Consider the following 17,367-nt stretch of genomic DNA (forward strand, 5'->3'; position numbering starts at 1 on the left):
CTGGCTGGCTCACGCTCAGGCCAATACGACCGATACCCCTTTTTCCGATACCGCATTGACCCAGCCGCGGTCGGTATCGCCTTCGACGACAATCGTATTCGCCAGCGCCACATCGCCAATAACAAATGATGACGCCGTATTTATTTTTTCCGGCGACGCCAGGACAACCGTCTCGGCGGCTCTGCCGGAAAATGCACGTTTGATGCACGCCTCTTCGAAATCTCCGGTCGTCAGCCCTGCTTCCGGATGGATACCGGTCACGCCCATAAAGAACAGATCCGCATGAATGTTTTCGATACCTTCGATGGCCGCCGCGCCGACGGCGACAATCGAGTGTTTATACAAACGGCCGCCGATCAGAATCACCTCAATAAAAGGATGATTAACAAGCCCCAGGGCAACGCTCGGACTGTGCGTCACCACGGTAATACGCAGGTCATGCGGTAAAAAGGCGATCAGTTCTGAAGTGGTCGTTCCACCGTCAACGATCACCACCTGGCCCGAAGAAATCAGCTGCGCCCCCTTCTGCGCCACCTTTCTTTTGGCATCCATTTTAACGGACTGTCGTTCCGCGAAAGGCACAGTAGCGGAAGACGACGGCAGCGCGCCGCCGTGAACCCGCTGTAAACGCCCTTCTGCCGCCAGCTCGCGCAAATCGCGTCGGATGGTGTCTTCAGAGACGTCGAAGAGAACGCTAAGCGCTTTTGACTGGACTTGACCTTCGGCACCGAGTTTTTCAAGGATCAACTGTTTTCGCTGACTGGTGAGCATGATGTATTCCTGATGTTGCATGTTTAATCTTGAAAGTGCACGATAATGCTGATATTGATAGTTACTCTACGTAAGGAGGACGAAACGTGCAATCAAAACGTGCAGATGTGCGCATCATTGACAGTGAAACCCTGTCCGATAACTGGTACTTACTTAAAAAATATACCTTTGACCTGCAAAGACGCGATGGCGAATGGCAGCGGCAAACGCGTGAAGTATATGACCGGGGGAACGGCGCCACGATCCTGCTCTACAACCGTGACCAAAAAACGGTGATTCTGACCCGCCAGTTCCGCTTCCCGGTCTTTATTAATGGCCATGAGGACAATCTGATTGAGGCGGCGGCCGGCCTGCTTGATAACATGGATCCGGAAAGCCGCATTAGAGCAGAGGCGGAAGAAGAGACCGGGTTTAACGTGTCGAGCGTGCAGAAAATCTTTGAAGCCTACATGAGCCCAGGCTCCGTAACGGAGAAACTCTATTTCTATATTGCCGAGTATCAGCCGAAGGACAAAACCAGCGCAGGCGGCGGTATCAAAGCGGAGGGAGAAGATATCGACGTGCTGGAAATGCCCTTTGAAGAGGCCTTGCGGGGAATTGATACGGGCAAAATCGTCGACGGAAAAACCATCATGCTGCTCTACCATATTGCACTGAAAGGCATTCTGTAACCTGCCGGTCGCCCGACGCCTGTCCCGGTGCAGGTGTCGGCCTGTGCTATCCTTGCTGAAACACGCAAAACGGAGATCTGAAGATGGCCGACTGGAACCCTTCGCTTTATCTGCAATACGGCGCTGAACGAACGCGCCCTGCCGCCGAGCTGCTTGCCAGAATTCCCCTGAGTGACGTTGCCACCATTGCCGATTTGGGCTGCGGGCCGGGAAACAGCACCGCGCTGTTGCAGCATCGCTGGCCAAAAGCGCAGATTGTCGGCGTCGATAACTCACCGGCTATGCTGGAAGAGGCGCGCAGCGCACTGCCCGACTGTCAGTTCGTTGAGGCCGATATCCGCCAGTTCAGGCCAGGCCAGCCGTTGAACCTCATCTATGCGAACGCATCCCTACAGTGGATACCTGACCATTACGATCTCCTGCCGCATCTGGCGTCACTGCTCGCGCTCAATGGCGTGCTGGCGATCCAGATGCCGGACAACTGGCTTGAGCCCACGCATGTGGCGATGCGTGAAGTGGCGCTGGAGCAAGGCTACCCGGACCGTGGCCGCGAGCCGCTGCCTGGCGTGCATGCTTATTACGATATCCTGTCGGAGGCCGGCTGCGATGTGGATATCTGGCGGACAACCTATTTCCATAAAATGAGTTCGCACCAGGCCATTATTGACTGGGTCAGTGCGACCGGTTTGCGCCCGTGGCTCCAGGAACTGAACGAGAGCGAGCAGCAACGTTTCCTGAAACGCTACCATGAACTGCTGGAAGAGCAGTATCCGCTCCAGGAAAACGGGCAGATACTGCTGGCTTTTCCTCGACTGTTTATGGTTGCCCAGCGTCAGCCCTGAACGGCGCTATGAACGGGCCTCTTTGAGCAGCTGCTGGATAATCTTTTCCTGCTGCTCATAATTCCCTTCGCCAAACGAGGTATAGCGTAGCTGACCTTTAGCATCGAAATAGTAGTGCGCGGGCCAGTACTGGTTGCCAAAAGCGTTCCAGATCTGATAGTTGTTGTCCGTCACAACCCGGTACGGCAGTTGCCATTTATTTACCGCGTTTTTCACCGAGGCGATCGGTTTCTCCCAGGGGTATTCAGGCGTGTGTACCCCTATGACGACCAGGCCCTGAGACTGGTATTTTGTTGCCCAGTCGCGCACGTGCGGAAGCGTATGCTGGCAGTTAATGCAGTCCCAGGTCCAGAAATCGATCAGAACCACCTTCCCGCGCAGTGATTCAGACGTGACAGGGTCACCATTTACCCACCCTGTTCCACCGCTTAATGAAGGCAGCTGGCTGCTGGGCTCGGTCATGACGACCGGTTGAAGCTTCGCCGGTTGCGCGACGGGCTTTGCCAGATTCAGCAGCGCGGTTTCAAGACGATCCGCGACGCCGTTTGCGCCTTGCAGAACAGACGTCATCCCCGTTGCGTTAAAGACAACGGCCGCTAACATCACCACGCCTGCCCCCTGACGTAATTTTTCCATCAGCGCCGATCTTGCTCTCAGCGGCGCCATCAGCGTGCGGCCTCCGAAAACGAGCAGGCCCAGCATCAGCGCGCAGCCGCTACCATAGGCGGCCAGCAAGGCTCCTGTGGCAATGGCCGAGTGTCCGGCAATATTGATGCTGAAAATGGCGCCCAGAATCGGTCCCGCGCAGGGAGACCAGAGCAGCCCGACAGCAAGCCCGGCCAGAAAAGCCGATGCCATACCACGCGTTTGCCCGCTTCGGGTGTTGAGGACATTTCCCGCGCTGACTGCCGGCCCGGCGATACGCTGGGCAAAGGCCGGAAAAATTAAGGCCAGCGCGGCCGTGGCCAGGACGATAAGCGCGACCCAGCGCCCGACGATAGTTGCCTCTGCTATCCACTCGCTGGCGACGGTGACGACCATCGCCACCAGGGTGAACATGACGATCATCCCCGCGAGCAGCGCCAGAATATGTCGCCGCTGCCCCTGAAAACCGGCGAACAGGAGAGGAATTACCGGGAGCGTACATGGACTGAGCAGGCTTATCATCCCGCCCAGGAAAGCAATTATCAGAAACATAGACACCTCACAATACAAGTCCTGCGACGCTGCAGTGAGGCTATTTCATCGTGCGGATGTGTTCAGGATATGTGTAAAAGCGTGGTTTTTTGTCTGGCTCTGTATCGGCCTCGCGGGGAGATACAGAACCGTACAATTAAAGGCGCGGGAGAGTAATCGAAACGTCCAGCCCGCCCTCTGCGCGGTTCTCCAGCTTTAGCTTTCCGTCCAGCTGAGCGGTGAGCTGCGCTGCGATCGCCAGGCCGAGTCCTGTCCCGCCGGTGTCGCGGTTGCGTGATGTTTCTACCCGATAAAACGGCTGTAATACCGCCTCCAGTTCGGCATCCGGTATCCCAGGCCCGCCGTCCATGATGTGAATCACCACCTCTCCGGCAGCCGAGTCATCAATGCTAATGGTGGCGTAGTCGCCAAATTTCAGGGCGTTATCCAGCAGGTTGGTCAACACCCGGCGCAGCGCCTGTGGACGCGTGACGATGGGCAAACGGTTTTCGCCTGCCTGAAACTGCACGTTTTTACCGATGTCCTGATAATCGCAGGCGATGCTGTTTATCCAGGCGTTCAGCTCCAGCTTCAGCGAGGTCTCTTCCAGTGATTCTGATGACCGGGCATACGCAATACCCTCCCGCACCAGACGCGACATGTTATCAAGGTCGTTTAAGAGCTTGTCGCGCAGGTCAGGCTGATCCGCCATTTCAACACGAAGCTTCATGCGGGTAATGGGCGTCTGGAGATCGTGCGATATGGATGCCAGGATCTGCGCCCGCTCCCTGAGATAGGACTGAATGCGCGCCTGCATCGCGTTGAAGGCATGTGCTGCCCGCTGCACCTCGATCGGCCCCTTTTCCGTCATTGGCGAATTGGCAGCCGGGTCCAGGGAGTCTACCGCGCGGGTAAACTGTGAAAAAGGCCGTATCACCTGGCGTACGGCGATCCAGGAGCAGGCAGCCAGCACGAGCAACTGCAGAATAAGAACAACGGGCAGCCAGCTGGCGACCGGCGGCATCCGAGGGATCAGGTCAATGGTCAGCGGTGCGCCATCATGTAGCGTGAGATGCGCCTGGATATGTGAAATGGCGCCGGGAACGGCGGTGAAGCTGAGCGGGTACTGTTCCGCAAGCGTCGCTTTTAAGGTTCGGATGGCGTCCCGGGAGCGCTTGTCCGTCGGCGCGTTCCCGGGCTCTCCCGGCCCCAGAATATAGCGATAGTTACCCCGTTCAAGTCGCGGCAGCCAGGCCGCGCGCTCGCTGGCGGGTAAGCGGTCTAAAATAGCCACGCTGGTCGCGACATCGTATTCCAGATTACCGAGCATCACCGTTCGGGCGCTGTGCATTCGCTCTATCATGACCAGCGTCAGGCTCAGGGCATTGGCGAGCAACAGGCCGGGCAGCACGACGATCAGCAAGCGGGCCAGCAGCGAGCGAGGCCAGAGCGTCATTCGTTAGCCTCTATGATGGTGACCGGCATGGTAAACACATAGCCCTCGCTGCGCACGGTTTTAATATACGCGGGCGTACGGGCATCTTCATTCAGACGCTGGCGAACCCGGCTAACCAGCAGGTCGATTGAGCGTTCAAACAGCTCGGCGTCACGGCCCTGCGTCAGGTTGAGCAGCTGATCGCGGGTCAGCACCCGCTGCGGGTGGTCAAGGAAAACGCGCAGCAGGCGATACTCCGCCCCGCTGAGCGCCACAATCACCCCTTCCGGGTCGATCAGGTGGCGGGCAACGGTATCGAGCTGCCATTCGCCGAACGTCACCAGCCGCCCTGCTTCCGTCACCTGTAAATTGGGCGGCATCGTGCGAAAACGGCGTAAAATCGCTTTGATACGCGCCAGCAATTCTCGCGCGACGAAAGGCTTTACGACGTAATCGTCGGCTCCCATTTCCAGACCCAGGATCCTGTCCGTCTCCTCGTTGCGCGCCGTCAGCATCAGGATGGGCAGATCTTTATATTTCCCGACGCGTAATTGCCGACACAGCGTAAGCCCGTCGTCGCCGGGCATCATAACGTCCAGCACCACCAGGTCGATATGCTGCTTCTCCAGCACGACGCGCATCTCTTTGCCGTTTGCCGCGCCGGAGGCGCGATAACCGGACTTAACGAGATAGTCGATAATCAGTTCACGAATATCCCTGTCGTCATCGACGACAAGGATATGATCAATATGCTCCACCGAAATCTCCAGACCGAAGGGTAACGTACTGAAAATAGCACATTTCAGAGTTTGTCAGCGTCAACAACTGCCTTGACGAAATCCTGCGGATCTTCCTGAGGCGGATTGTGCCCCACGGTTGCGCCGAAGGTACGGTGTTCATACTTACCGGTGAATTTACCCGCGTAGGCCTGCGGTGCCGGATGCGGCGCCCCGTTGTTTCCGCCTTCGATGGTGATCGTCGGAACGGTGATATTCGGCAGCGTGGCCAGTTTTTGTTCGTAGGCGTCGTATTTGCGCTCGCCTTTTTCCAGCCCTAAGCGCCAGCGATAGTTGCTGAGCGTTACCGCAACGTGATCCGGGTTATCAAGGGATTTGGCGCTGGCGTTAAAGACTGCGTCGCTAAATTTCCAGTCAGGTGAGGCCTGAGACCAGATCAAACGAGCGAAGTCATGCGTGTTTTTGGCATAGCCTTCAGCGCCGCGCTCGGTGGCGAAATAGAACTGATACCACCACTGCTGCTCCGCTTTTGGCGGCAACGGCTGTTTACCAATCTGCTGGCTGCTGATGAGATAACCGCTTACCGAAACGAGCGACTTAACGCGCTCTGGCCACAGCGCCGCAACGATATCGGCCGTACGGGCACCCCAGTCATAGCCTGCAAACACCGCCTGCTTGATATTCAGGGCGTCCATCAGGTTCACGATATCTTTCGCCATCGCGGAAGGCTGGCCGTTGCGCGGCGTTTTTGCCGACAGGAAGCGCGTAGTACCGTAGCCGCGCAGAGAAGGCACAATCACGCGATAGCCTTTTGCCGCCAGCGCAGGCGCGACTTCAGCGTAGCTGTGAATATCGTAGGGCCAGCCGTGTAACAGAATGACCGGTTGGCCGTCTTTAGGACCAATGTCGACATACCCGACGTTAAGATCGCCGGCGTTAATTTGCTGTGGACGATCGAAAGCCGCCGCTAAGTTAGTGCCGGTGACTTCGGCCTGACATGACATGACGGTGCCAAGGGAAACGGTGAGAGCAAGCGTTGAATAAGCGAGTTTGCTGAACATGTTGGTATCTCCGGTTGAGTACAATTCACGGAGATATAACAACAGTTCAATGTATAGCGGATATGTGCGGAAACGCGTTTATTGCAAGCCTGTGTATGTATCTGGAACACTGATACAGTGTGATACAAACACAGGCTGCTGCCTTAAAGGGAGAGACGATAGCGAACGTAATCGTCAGCGTCACCGTATCGATCGTAGAGTTTACGTGCCGGATTGTTCTCCCGGGTAACCCAGTAGAGCTTTGACCACTCTTCGCGCTTGCCTTCCGCTATCAAGGCATCAATCAGCGCCTTACCCGCTCCCGCGCCGCGCTCGGCTGCATCAACAAACAGATCTTCCAGATAGCAGATGGGCGCGGTTGACCAGGTTCCTTCGTGCAGAACACACATTGCGAAACCGATGACCTTTGCGTCTTTCTCTACCACCCGACAGAACATCGGTGAATGCGCTGAAAGCGCCCTTTCCCATGTCGATGCGGTAACGGACTCCTCGAGGTAGCAATCATAAAAATGGGTATAGCCATCCCACAGCGGTCGCCACTGGGGATAGTCATCTTCGCGTAGAGGTCTTACCGTGACAGCCATGCGTTCCTCACATTACAAGTCGATTGCCATTTCAAAACAGCGTAAATCAGCCCCCGCCATACGCGAGTGATGATAGTTTTCGCGCAGCGTCACAAACCCCAGCTTCTGATAAAAGGCGTGGGCGTTAGGCGTTGCATCCAGCCTCAGGCGGGTTATCCCCCGGCTGCGCGCCTCGTGTGTAAGCGCCTCGATAATTCGGGTCGCCATGCCTTTTCCGGTGGCTGTGGGCAAGGTGAATATGGCCTCCAGGCAATGGGTATCGAGATCCAGATAGCCGGTAGCCGCAATGACGCCCTTCTCGTCTTCCACCACGTAAAAAGGGTAATCAATGACCATTTGACGGTAATGCTCGGGCATAAGATCCGGCGTCCAGCGTGCAATCACGTCAGCGTCGTAGCTGGTTTTGCAGCCGTGACGAATCGCCTGATTGCGTATATTCCAGAGTATTTCGGCTTCCTGTGGATGAGCAGTTCGTAACGTCATATCACCTCTTCAATATTTCGCCATTAAAGAGACGTTGCCCATTTTTGGTAGTGAATAACCACAGCACGCCTCACCAGAATGTGATAGAGATGAAAATACCAGAACGCAAACAAAAACATAACGCTTAAATAAGGAGATCCGCAGATGACAATACCGACCCTCACGACAGAACGTCTCCTGCTGAAACCGCTGGTCGCCGAAGATGCGGTTCAGATTCAAAAGCTGTATCCGCGCTGGGAGATCGTTCGCTATTTGGTCTCTTCCGTGCCCTGGCCCTACCCGGATAATGGCGCGGAAAACTATGTGAATAACGTCGCGCTGCCGGATATGGCAAAAGGGATAGCCTGGATCTGGAGCATCCGCCGTCGTGAGGTGCCGGATGCGTTGATGGGGATTATCTGTCTGTACGATGTTGACGATAATAACCGCGGATTCTGGCTGGCGCCGGAGTTTCAGGGACAGGGATATATGCGTGAGGCCAGCATTGCCGCGACGGATTACTGGTTTAATACGCTCAACAAACCCGTTTTGCGGGCGCCGAAGGCCGCCGCGAACAGCCGCTCCCGTCGTATTTCAGACAGCAGCGGCATGCGGCTCATCAGAACGGAAAAGAAAGCCTACGTCAGCGGGATATTGGACTCCGAACTGTGGGAGATCACCCGCGACGAGTGGAACGCCCATCAGGTCAGCTGATAGTGCTTATCCGGCATCAGCCTTTCCGGAATGTTCTCTTCATCGTTCATCTGCAGCAGATCGCGTTCCATCATGTTGCAGATGGCGTCCAGCGGAAGGTCGTTATCTTCTGTGCCAAACGGGTCTTCCAGCTCTTCCGCCAGGGTGTCCAGCGAGATAAAGGTGTATGAGATCAGCGCCGAGACAAACGGCGTCATGTAGTGCAGATCCACAACCAGCGCGAACGGCAGCATGATGCAGAACAGATACACCGTGCGGTGCAAAATCAGCGTATAGGCAAACGGCACTGGCGTTGTCGCAATCCGTTCACAGCCGGAAAGGACGATGGACATATCGTTGAGGCGGTTGTTCAGGCTGTGGAACAGGATGTCCGAAAGCTGCCCGTTACGCCGCCGCACGGCCAGCCACTCCCCCATGACCAGCAAAATACGGTTCGCCGGCGAGTTGGCGCCCATTACCTGAGCTAAAACGTCCGGGGCAAGATAGCGAGAGAGCTGGTCAGCGTTCATTTCCCGGCGCAGGGTCATGCGCAGGCAGTTGGCAAAGGCGATCTGCAGGCGGACAAATTCCCCCAGGTGCTTATCGTCCGGCAAAGTGTTTTTTACCTCGCGAAACAGCGAGCGTGCCGCTATCATCAGTTGCCCCCACAGCTGGCGAGCCTCAACGTAGCGTGAATAGCAGGCGTTGTTTCTGAAACCAAGAAAGATTGCGATCGCCACGCCGAGAATGCTAAATGGCGCCACGGTAAATTTGATGCCCAGCGAGGTATACCACGGCAGCATCAGGATAACGGCGATAGAAAGCAGGAAGTTGAGCAGCAGTCGGGTATAGATTTTGGGAAGTACCGAACCGTGCCAGACAAAAATCAGTTGTAGCCAGTGCTGTTTAGGACGAACAATCATAGTGAGTTTCAGGCAAGAAAAGAGCGTGGCTATTAAACGTGATCCCCATCACGGTTGCAAGCATGTTAACGGAACATTGCATTCTCTCACCTGAAGAATGAAAACCGCACGGTGCTGCATTTGATTTTAAAAACAGGGTAAATAGTATGTTGTAACTAAAATAATGCCTGTTTAAACCCGGCCGAAGCCGGGTCACGTAATTAGCAAAGCGGCTTCACCGCTGCGCGCATGCCCTTCAGCAGAATGGCATCAAGATCCCGCGTCACCTGATCAACCAGACCGTCCACCTTCGTCAGGTCCTGCTCCCAGTGCGCTTCTACGCTCAGCACGGCGTGCACCAGTTCGCGGGTAGCGAGCTGATTATCGCGATGCTGCGCCCATAGCTGTTGATAACGTTCCAGCCAGAACGCATCATCCTGCACCGGATAGTTCGCTCCGTTACGCTCCGCGCGATAAAATGCGATCAGTGCCGCTAACGCAAACGTCAGACGCGCTGGCAGTTGACCTGAGACCTTCTGCCCTGCCAGCAGCTGCGGAAGAATACGCGTGCGATACTTGGTCATGCCGTTGAGCGCGATGGAAAGCAGCTGGTGTCTGATGTAGGGATTTCGAAAACGCCCTGTTACCGCGCTGGCGAACGACTCCAGTTCGTCGCGGGGCAAATCGAGAACCGGAATAATTTCCTCATAAATTGCTTTTTCGACGAAAGCGCACACGTCTTCATCATTCATCGCCTCGCCAACCGTGTCCAGCCCGGCCTGATAGGCCACCGGTACCAGCGCCGTGTGCGCACCGTTAAGAATGGCGACTTTACGCTCTTTATAGGGCTTGATGTCGTCGACAATCAACACGTTTAACGGGTACTTATCCAGGCGCAGTTCACCAGCCAGCGAGGCTGGCCCCTGAATGACAAACAGATAAAAGTGTTCAGCCGTGTCCAGGAACCCATCGTGATAACCCAGCTCGGCCTCAAGCGTGTCCACTTCATCGCGCGGGTAACCGGTTACGATACGGTCAACCAGCGTTGAGCAGAAGTGGTTTGCCTCGTTCAGCCACTGGATAAAGGCGGCAGGCAGCGCCCACTCCTGGGCATAGCGCAACACAAGTTCACGCAATGCGTCACCGTTGTAGTCAATCAGTTCACACGGAATGATAACCCAGCCCTTGTCAGGCGCGCCGTTAAAGTGGCTAAAGCGCTCAAACAGCAGGCGCGTTAGCTTCGCCGGGTAGCTGACGGCTGGCGCATCGTCGAATTTATCCCCCGCGTGATAGCTGATTCCGGCTTCGGTGGTGTTCGAGAAAACAAAGCGCATATCCGGACTGTGTGCCAGTTTCAGAAAGGCGTCGTAATCGTCGTAGACGCTGATTTCACGGTTAACAGAGCGGATAAGTCGGGCTTCACTCACCTCTTCGTCCTGCTCATTCAGGCCACGAATGATGGTGGTGTACAACCCATCCTGCGTGTTCAGCGACGGCGGGAAGTCGCTCTGAATAGGACGAACGATAACCACACCGGCGTTGAGATCGGTATGTTCATTCAAAAGGTCAATTTGCCAGTCGACAAACGCACGCAGGAAATTGCCTTCGCCAAACTGAATAATGCGTTCGGGATACTGCGCACCGGGAAAATCACGACGGTTGAGCGTGTTCACAAGAGGGTTCCTTTTATGATTAGTCATACAGCCTGATAAGATTGGTACGATAACTTATCAAAACTTTACGACCAGATACCCTGTTTCGATCAATCCCCGGCGTGGTTGTGAAAAAATTATAAGAATTTATAGAACACCGACGTGGCCGTCATAGCGCCGTCCGGCATCAGGGCGTAGCGCGGGATCTCACCGACCTTTTGCCAGCCGGCACGCTGGTAGAAGGTTTCGGCGCCGCTGCCGGTGGAGGTATCGAGCACCAGAACCGAAATGTTTCTGGCCCGGGCCTCAGCTTCCAGCGCTTCCATCAGCGCCATTGCGGCCCCTTTTCGACGCGCTTTTTCATGAACCAGCAGCTTTGCCACGTCCGCACGGTGCGGCTGGTTTTCCGGCTGGTCGGTAATCAGTTGCACCGTGCCGATGACGCCCTCCTGCGGATCAATACTGGCCAGCACCACGCGCTCGTTGCGCCCTACGCTGTCAGCTATGCCGAGCCAGAATGAACGGGCCTTCTCCAGGTTAAAGGGCAGCATAAAGCTGACGGATGCGCCGCCGTTTACGCAGTTTTCGAGGATCCCGGCCAGCGCATCAAGATGGGTGAGAATGTCGTCGCGGGTGAGGTTTTTGATTTGCAGTGAGGTATTCATTTTTTGTCCTTACGTTGAATACCCTCACTTTGCATTTAACATTTCATTAACGCAAACGGAACGGTCATACGCTTTTGTTATGTCATCTGGCCCGCTGCCGCTGCTGCTTCATGGCATACATTTTTTCATCGGCATCTTTGAGCCACTGCTGCAGGTCGTTGCCGTTATGATCGAATTCGCTCAGCCCCCAGGAGAACAGAAGCGACCACGGATGTAGCTTGCGTGCATTGTAGTTTTCGACCTGCTCGGCGAGATACTGCATGGCAATCCACGCGCCCTTCTCATCCGTATCAGCAAACAGCACGGCAAACTCATCGCCACCAAAACGAACCAGCATATCCGCTTCGCGGAAAGAGGCGCGCATCAGCTGCGCCATGGTCTTTAACGCCTTATCCCCCTCTTCGTGCCCGTAGCGATCGTTAATCTCCTTGAAACGATCCAGATCCAGCCAGCCGAGCGTTAACGGCTCCGCCCGGCGACGGGCGATGGAGAGCGTGAACCGCACGAGCTGGTTAAAGCCCCGTCGGTTGAATAATCCGGTCAATTCATCCGTGGTCGCCGCGCTGATTGCCGCAAACTCATCTTCAGCCAGCGCGCCCAAATCCCCCAACACGGCGAGATCGGTCGCTGAGAACTCCCGCGGTGCGTAGTCAATCAGGCAAAGCGAGCCAACGCTTGCGCCGTTACGTAAGCGCAGCGGAAAGCCTGCGTAAAACCGCACGCGAGGTTCGCCGGCCACCAGCGGGTTATCCGCAAAACGATCGTCCTGAAGCATATCCCCGACGATCAGCGGTGCTTCGGTGAGGATGGTATGGCCACAAAAAGAGATGTTGCGCGGAACGGAATCGGGGGCCTGCCCATCCGCCGACTTAACGATCAGCGTATGCTCATCAATAAGGTTGACCATGGCCAGCGGTACCTGGAAAAAGCGTTTTGCCAGACGCGTTAAGCGGTCAAACGCCGGGGAACTGTCAATCTCAAGCAGACCCGATTCGCGCAGCGCGTTAAGTCTGTCAATTTCATTTTCAGGTGTTGCAGGTGCTTTCATAATGTCTCCTGACGTAAAGCGTTACTCAAAGCGTAGCTTAAACCGAGACATTGTCAGCGTTCGACGTCCTGTTAAGCCGCTATCCATTTCACGTCAATGCGTTATGACGATTTGCTCGTCCGCCAGCCGGGTACGAGGCTGCAGGCGGTAAGCGCAGAACGCATTAAATATCATTTTTGGGCGTTCATCTGTATCACCAGCCAGCGGTGGATCACGCTGACGATATAATGTTGCTGCTGCGCGCTCAGCTGCACGCCCTGGGGAATGTTATGCCATTTTGCCAGACAGCCCCGGCAGCAGGTCGCGGTGGCATGCTGGGCGATAAACACCGGGTGGCCACGCATGGGCGTCTGCTTGCCGTCGTTTGCGGGTTGCGCGGGTGCAAGGCGTTTAGCGACAAAATCGGCGGCATGCTGGTCAATGGTTTCGGGGCCTTTGTCCCAGCAGTACTGTCGTTCCTTATTGCCTAAGCGGAAGCGCGAGCGAAACGTCGATCGCGCCAGGCGGGAAAAAAGGGGATCCAGGTCAGACATCAGTATACAGAACGTCCCAGGCGCTGGGTCAGCTTCTCCAGAACCGCCACGCCGGCAAGTGAATTTCCCGTTTCATCCAGCTCCGGGCTCCAGACGGCAATCGCCATTTCATGTGGCACAATCGCCACCACCCCGCCGCCAACGCCCGATTTGGCCGGAAGGCCAACCCGCCAGGCAAACTCCCCGGCGTTCTGATACATGCCGCTGGTAGCCATCAGGGCGTTAACCTGACGGGCCTGAAGCGGGGAAACCACCTCCTGATCGAGATGCGGCGCGTGCCCCTGGTGCGCAAGGAACAGAAACGTCTGAGCCAGCTCAACGCAGTTCATCTTCAGGGCGCAATAATGGAAGTAGTTTTGCAGCACGGTCGCCACGTCGTTGTGGAAGTTACCAAAGGATTTCATCAGCCAGGCGATAGCCGCGTTGCGGGCGGAGTGTTCAAACTCCGAGCGCGCCACCACTGAATCATAGGCAATGTCGTCCACGCCAGAAAGCTGACGAACAATCTCAAGCATTCGCTGACGCGGTGCGCTGAGGCGGCTTTGCAGCATATCGCAGACCACCAGCGCCCCGGCGTTGATAAAGGGGTTACGCGGTTTACCCTGTTCGATTTCGAGCTGAAGCAGTGAGTTAAAGGGCTGGCCGGACGGATCTTTTCCCACGCGCTGCCAGATCTCTTCTTCCTCATACTGGCGCATCGCCGCGACCAGACTCAGCACTTTAGAAATAGACTGAATAGAAAAGCGTTCAGTGGCATCGCCTGCCTGGTATCGCTGTCCGTCTATGGTACAGATAGCGATGCCCAGCTTATTCCCGCTCACCGAGGCAAGGGCCGGAATGTAGTCGGCCACCTTCCCCTTTCCCAATAACGGACGAACCTGCGCCAGAATCTCGTCCAGCATCTCATTATGGATGACCGCAGCCACTCTTTGCTCCTTGCCCTCAGGCTAAAACGGGCTGCGAGTATAACAGAGGCTAATGTATTGCGTCAGGCGCTAAGACGAAAACGCGAAACGGCCTGCAATAAAAGATCGGACTGCTTTTGCAGGCGTTCAGAGGCCTCCGAGGCGTCAGAAACCAGCATATCCGTCTGGCGTGAGACCTGATTCAGCGCCTGTAGCTGGCGCGTCATCTGGTGAATACTTTCTCCCTGACTGAGCGTGGCGGTCGAGATTTCATTCAGCAAACTGCTTAAATTGCCCACCAGACCGGTGACCTGCTGCAGGTTCTCTTCCATCAGATTCACGGCGCGGGAGCCGTCTTCAATGCCCTGCACGGAGCGGTTGATCAACTCCTGAATGGTCTGCGTCGAGTGGCTGCTCTTTCGCGCCAGGAGCCCGACTTCCCGGGCGACGACGGCAAACCCGCGCCCCTGGTTTCCTGCATGGGCGGCCTCAATGGCGGCGTTGAGCGCCAGAATGTTAGTCTGAAACGCCACGCTGTCGATCATCGCCACGATCCCGCGCATCTCGGACGATCGCTCGACGATCGCCTGCATGGAGGCATTCACGGTCGACATCATCTGGTCGCCTCCTACGGCAGCCTGACGCGCTTCATCCGCGCGCGAGCTGGCGAGGCGGGCATAGCCGGTATTCCCTTCCACGTGGGTTTCCAGCGTCGCGATATGCGCTGTGACCTCCTCCAGCTCCTTTGCCTGACGCGCCGACTGCTGGTACAGCTTCTGGTTTCCCTCCGCGAGGGAGCCAATGTTCTCTACCATCGTGGCTGTGGCGTGGCTGACCTGCGTCACCAGCTGCTGCAGGCCGCGCTGCATGGTGGCAACGCTGTCGCTAAGCTGCCCCGTCTCCCGGTTAAAGCGCATCACGTTTGGCGGCGTGCCGGAGAGATCTCCTGCGGCCAGCCGGTTAATATGTGTAATAAGCCGACGCAACGGCGTAATCACCCACCTGGACATGCCGAACCAGACGGCTGCGGCGATGGCGAGCAGCAGAACCGGCGCCAGCAGGAACAACGTTTGCAGACCGGAGAGCTGCGCCATTAAAGCCTGACGCCCCTGCATGGCCTGCTTCTCGCTGGCCTGCTGATAGCGCGCGTAGTTGTCGTTAAAGTCGGTCTGAAAAGCCTGTGCTGGCACGGCAAAAAAGGCATCAATCGAGTTGGTTCTGACAAGCGCTTCCGATTGCTCCTTAATGGCATCGTAGAAAAGCTGGTAACTGTTAATCAGCGCCTCATCTTTTGGCGGGCTGAGCGCCAGCCAGGCCTTCCATGCCTGCTGAGAAACCGCCAGCGACTTTTGTGCGTCGTCCATCAGGCTGTGCCAGCTTCCTTCCGAGCCGGTTTCTTTATCCTGCATAAACCAGACGCCGGAGCGGTTGAGCAGATCGCTCGCCGCCAGCAGGGAGACGCGCGCCAGATCCAGCTTGCTCTGCTGCTGATACGCCAGCAGGTTTTGCCGTTCATTGCGCTGAGCTTCCTTCAGGGAGGCGTTCAGCAGAAAGGATGAGGAGAGCTGCAGCGCGGAGAAAAGGCCAATAATACAAAAGATACCCGTCAGCAGGCCAAACTGGCGAGGGATAAGACGCTGCGCAATACGGCGAAAAATTTGCGTTAGGTTCATAATTTTCTTCAGTAACAAGACGTTAGACGCGTGCGAGTCTACGAAACGAAAATGACAGAACCATTGCAGATAAATGACAACGGCCCTCGTGATGAGGGCCAAATAAATTACACGCGATCCTTCCACACCGTCTGCACATTACAGAACTCGTGCAAACCAAAATGGGAGAGCTCGCGGCCAAAGCCACTTTTCTTCACGCCACCAAAGGCCACGCGCGCGTCGCTGGCGCTGTATCCGTTGATAAACACCCCACCGCACTCCAGCTCGCGAGAGAATTTATCCGCAAGCGCTGCGTCGGCGGTGAAGACCGTGGCAGACAGGCCAAAGTCGCTGTCATTGGCAAGCGTCAGGGCGTGCGCCGCGTCTTTCGCAACGGTAATGGCCGCGACCGGACCAAACAGCTCCTGGCGGAAGGCCGTCATCGACGGGGTGACGTTCGCCAGCACGGTTGGCGCGTAATAATTCCCCTCACCGCTGATTTTCTCTCCCCCCAGCAGCAGCGTTGCCCCTTCTGCCAGGCTCGCCTGCACCTGCTGATGCAGTTCATCGCGCAGATCATAGCGCGCCATCGGGCCAAGGTAGTTCTCTTCTTCATCCGGCGAGCCCATCTTTAACGCGGAGACGGCGTCAACGAAGCGTCGGGTAAAGGTGTCTGCAATACCCTCTTCCACAATGAACCGTTTGGCCGCCGCGCACACCTGCCCGGTATTCTGGTAGCGCCCTGCTACCGCCGCCTTCACGGCAAGATCCAGGTCGGCATCGTTGAGAACGATGAACGGGTCAGACCCCCCCAGCTCAAGAACGCATTTTTTCAGCGCCGCCCCCGCCTGCGCGCCAATGGCTGCCCCGGCGCGCACGCTGCCGGTGACGGTTACCGCCGCAATGCGACGATCGTTAATCGCCTGGCTTACGCCGTCATTGGTGGCGTTCACCCAGCCGAATACCCCTTCAGGGAAGCCGGCGTCCGCAAAAATCTGCGCGATAAGTTCCGCCGAGCCGAGCACATTGGGCGCGTGTTTGAGCAGATAGCTGTTACCTGCCAGCAGGATCGGCACCGCGCCGCGCAGCACCTGCCAGAGCGGGAAGTTCCACGGCATCACCGCCAGAATTGGCCCCAGCGGACGATACTCGATGACCGCGTTGTTATTCTCGACCTGCGTGGGTTCAGCATTCAGCATCGCCGGGCCATGTTCGGCATACCAGTCGCAGAGGCCCGCTGATTTCGCCACTTCCGCACGCGCCTGCTGAATGGGTTTTCCCATCTCGCGGGACATCATCCGGGCCATCTCTTCCGCGCGACCGCGCAGCGCGGTGCCGAGATCGCGCAGCTTCTGCGCCCGGTGGGCTACGCTTTCGCACCGCCAGTGACGAAAGCCCGCATCAGCCAGCGCGATGGCACGTTCAACCTCTTCCTGCGTCGCCCACGGATACGAGGCGAGCGTTTCGCCCGTTGCAGGGTTAACGGACAGAGCATGTGTAGCAGATGAATATTTCATGATGTTCTCCACGCATTTCGGTTGATTAAGTGTGGCTCACTCTGCTATTTCTTAAAAATGA

General features: G+C 56.5%; 18 protein-coding genes. 3 read left to right on the forward strand and 15 right to left on the reverse strand.

All coding sequences use genetic code 11. The features are described 5' to 3' along the window. Positions 1-15: 15 nt before the first annotated feature. Positions 16-771, reverse strand: a complete 756-nt coding sequence (locus HBA26_RS00485; RefSeq protein WP_126345551.1) for a DeoR/GlpR family DNA-binding transcription regulator — start codon at positions 769-771, stop codon at positions 16-18. Positions 772-857: 86 nt separating this feature from the next. On the opposite strand from HBA26_RS00485, the gene HBA26_RS00490 reads away from it, so the two are divergent. Further along, positions 858-1,442: an NUDIX domain-containing protein gene (locus HBA26_RS00490; protein WP_063154080.1), complete on the forward strand. Its 585-nt coding sequence runs from the start codon at positions 858-860 to the stop codon at positions 1,440-1,442. An 83-nt stretch (positions 1,443-1,525) separates the two neighbouring features. Continuing rightward, positions 1,526-2,284 (forward strand): trans-aconitate 2-methyltransferase, encoded by a 759-nt coding sequence (gene tam, locus HBA26_RS00495; protein WP_045260523.1) that lies wholly within the window; start codon positions 1,526-1,528, stop codon positions 2,282-2,284. A 6-nt stretch (positions 2,285-2,290) separates the two neighbouring features. Here the strand turns inward: tam and HBA26_RS00500 are convergent, their stop codons facing one another. From HBA26_RS00500 to HBA26_RS00525, 6 genes are all read right to left on the reverse strand, one after another. After that, on the reverse strand, positions 2,291-3,481 hold the full coding sequence (locus HBA26_RS00500; protein WP_126345552.1) for a cytochrome c biogenesis protein/redoxin: 1,191 nt from the start codon (positions 3,479-3,481) through the stop codon (positions 2,291-2,293). Positions 3,482-3,617: 136 nt separating this feature from the next. Next, positions 3,618-4,916: an ATP-binding protein gene (locus HBA26_RS00505; protein ID WP_126345553.1), complete on the reverse strand. Its 1,299-nt coding sequence runs from the start codon at positions 4,914-4,916 to the stop codon at positions 3,618-3,620. Continuing rightward, the gene (locus HBA26_RS00510; protein WP_048999569.1) at positions 4,913-5,653 is read right to left on the reverse strand and encodes a response regulator; all 741 of its coding nucleotides are present in this window, start codon (positions 5,651-5,653) and stop codon (positions 4,913-4,915) included. Before HBA26_RS00510 ends, HBA26_RS00505 begins: the two co-directional genes overlap by 4 nt. Before the next feature lie 44 nt (positions 5,654-5,697). After that, positions 5,698-6,693, reverse strand: a complete 996-nt coding sequence (locus tag HBA26_RS00515) for an alpha/beta hydrolase (protein ID WP_048958215.1) — start codon at positions 6,691-6,693, stop codon at positions 5,698-5,700. Between the two features lie 143 nt (positions 6,694-6,836). Further along, the gene (locus tag HBA26_RS00520; protein ID WP_126345554.1) at positions 6,837-7,277 is read right to left on the reverse strand and encodes a GNAT family N-acetyltransferase; all 441 of its coding nucleotides are present in this window, start codon (positions 7,275-7,277) and stop codon (positions 6,837-6,839) included. A gap of 12 nt (positions 7,278-7,289) precedes the next feature. Next, a complete protein-coding gene (locus HBA26_RS00525) occupies positions 7,290-7,760 on the reverse strand; it encodes a GNAT family N-acetyltransferase (RefSeq protein WP_063438013.1) in 471 nt (156 codons plus the stop codon). A gap of 144 nt (positions 7,761-7,904) precedes the next feature. On the opposite strand from HBA26_RS00525, the gene HBA26_RS00530 reads away from it, so the two are divergent. Continuing rightward, the gene (locus tag HBA26_RS00530; RefSeq protein WP_028013154.1) at positions 7,905-8,453 is read left to right on the forward strand and encodes a GNAT family N-acetyltransferase; all 549 of its coding nucleotides are present in this window, start codon (positions 7,905-7,907) and stop codon (positions 8,451-8,453) included. Here the strand turns inward: HBA26_RS00530 and HBA26_RS00535 are convergent. The 8 genes from HBA26_RS00535 to sad all read right to left on the reverse strand — a co-directional run bounded on the left by HBA26_RS00535 (position 8,441) and on the right by sad (position 17,306). Continuing rightward, positions 8,441-9,355 (reverse strand): bestrophin family protein, encoded by a 915-nt coding sequence (locus tag HBA26_RS00535; RefSeq protein WP_028013153.1) that lies wholly within the window; start codon positions 9,353-9,355, stop codon positions 8,441-8,443. The two genes, HBA26_RS00530 and HBA26_RS00535, sit on opposite strands and share 13 nt — an antisense overlap. Positions 9,356-9,555: 200 nt before the next feature. Continuing rightward, entirely contained in the window at positions 9,556-11,007 is a 1,452-nt protein-coding gene (locus HBA26_RS00540) for a tagaturonate reductase (protein ID WP_126345555.1), read from the reverse strand. A 116-nt stretch (positions 11,008-11,123) separates the two neighbouring features. Beyond that, positions 11,124-11,651: a GNAT family N-acetyltransferase gene (locus HBA26_RS00545; RefSeq protein ID WP_045260516.1), complete on the reverse strand. Its 528-nt coding sequence runs from the start codon at positions 11,649-11,651 to the stop codon at positions 11,124-11,126. 82 nt (positions 11,652-11,733) lie between these two features. Further along, positions 11,734-12,699 (reverse strand): sensor domain-containing diguanylate cyclase, encoded by a 966-nt coding sequence (locus HBA26_RS00550; RefSeq protein WP_028013150.1) that lies wholly within the window; start codon positions 12,697-12,699, stop codon positions 11,734-11,736. Between the two features lie 170 nt (positions 12,700-12,869). Then, positions 12,870-13,232, reverse strand: a complete 363-nt coding sequence (locus HBA26_RS00555) for a DUF4186 domain-containing protein (protein ID WP_045260515.1) — start codon at positions 13,230-13,232, stop codon at positions 12,870-12,872. Beyond that, complete coding sequence (gene glsB, locus HBA26_RS00560) at positions 13,232-14,158, reverse strand: glutaminase B (protein ID WP_028013148.1); 927 nt, start codon at positions 14,156-14,158, stop codon at positions 13,232-13,234. Before glsB ends, HBA26_RS00555 begins: the two co-directional genes overlap by 1 nt. 62 nt (positions 14,159-14,220) lie before the next feature. Next, complete coding sequence (locus tag HBA26_RS00565; protein WP_063154062.1) at positions 14,221-15,810, reverse strand: methyl-accepting chemotaxis protein; 1,590 nt, start codon at positions 15,808-15,810, stop codon at positions 14,221-14,223. Between the two features lie 107 nt (positions 15,811-15,917). Beyond that, positions 15,918-17,306, reverse strand: coding sequence for a succinate-semialdehyde dehydrogenase (sad, locus tag HBA26_RS00570; protein ID WP_063154060.1), 1,389 nt, complete (start codon positions 17,304-17,306; stop codon positions 15,918-15,920). Between the last annotated feature and the right edge of the window lie 61 nt (positions 17,307-17,367).

The sequence above is a fragment of the Enterobacter sp. 725m/11 genome (assembly GCF_011683705.1).
Lineage (GTDB): Bacteria > Pseudomonadota > Gammaproteobacteria > Enterobacterales > Enterobacteriaceae > Enterobacter > Enterobacter bugandensis.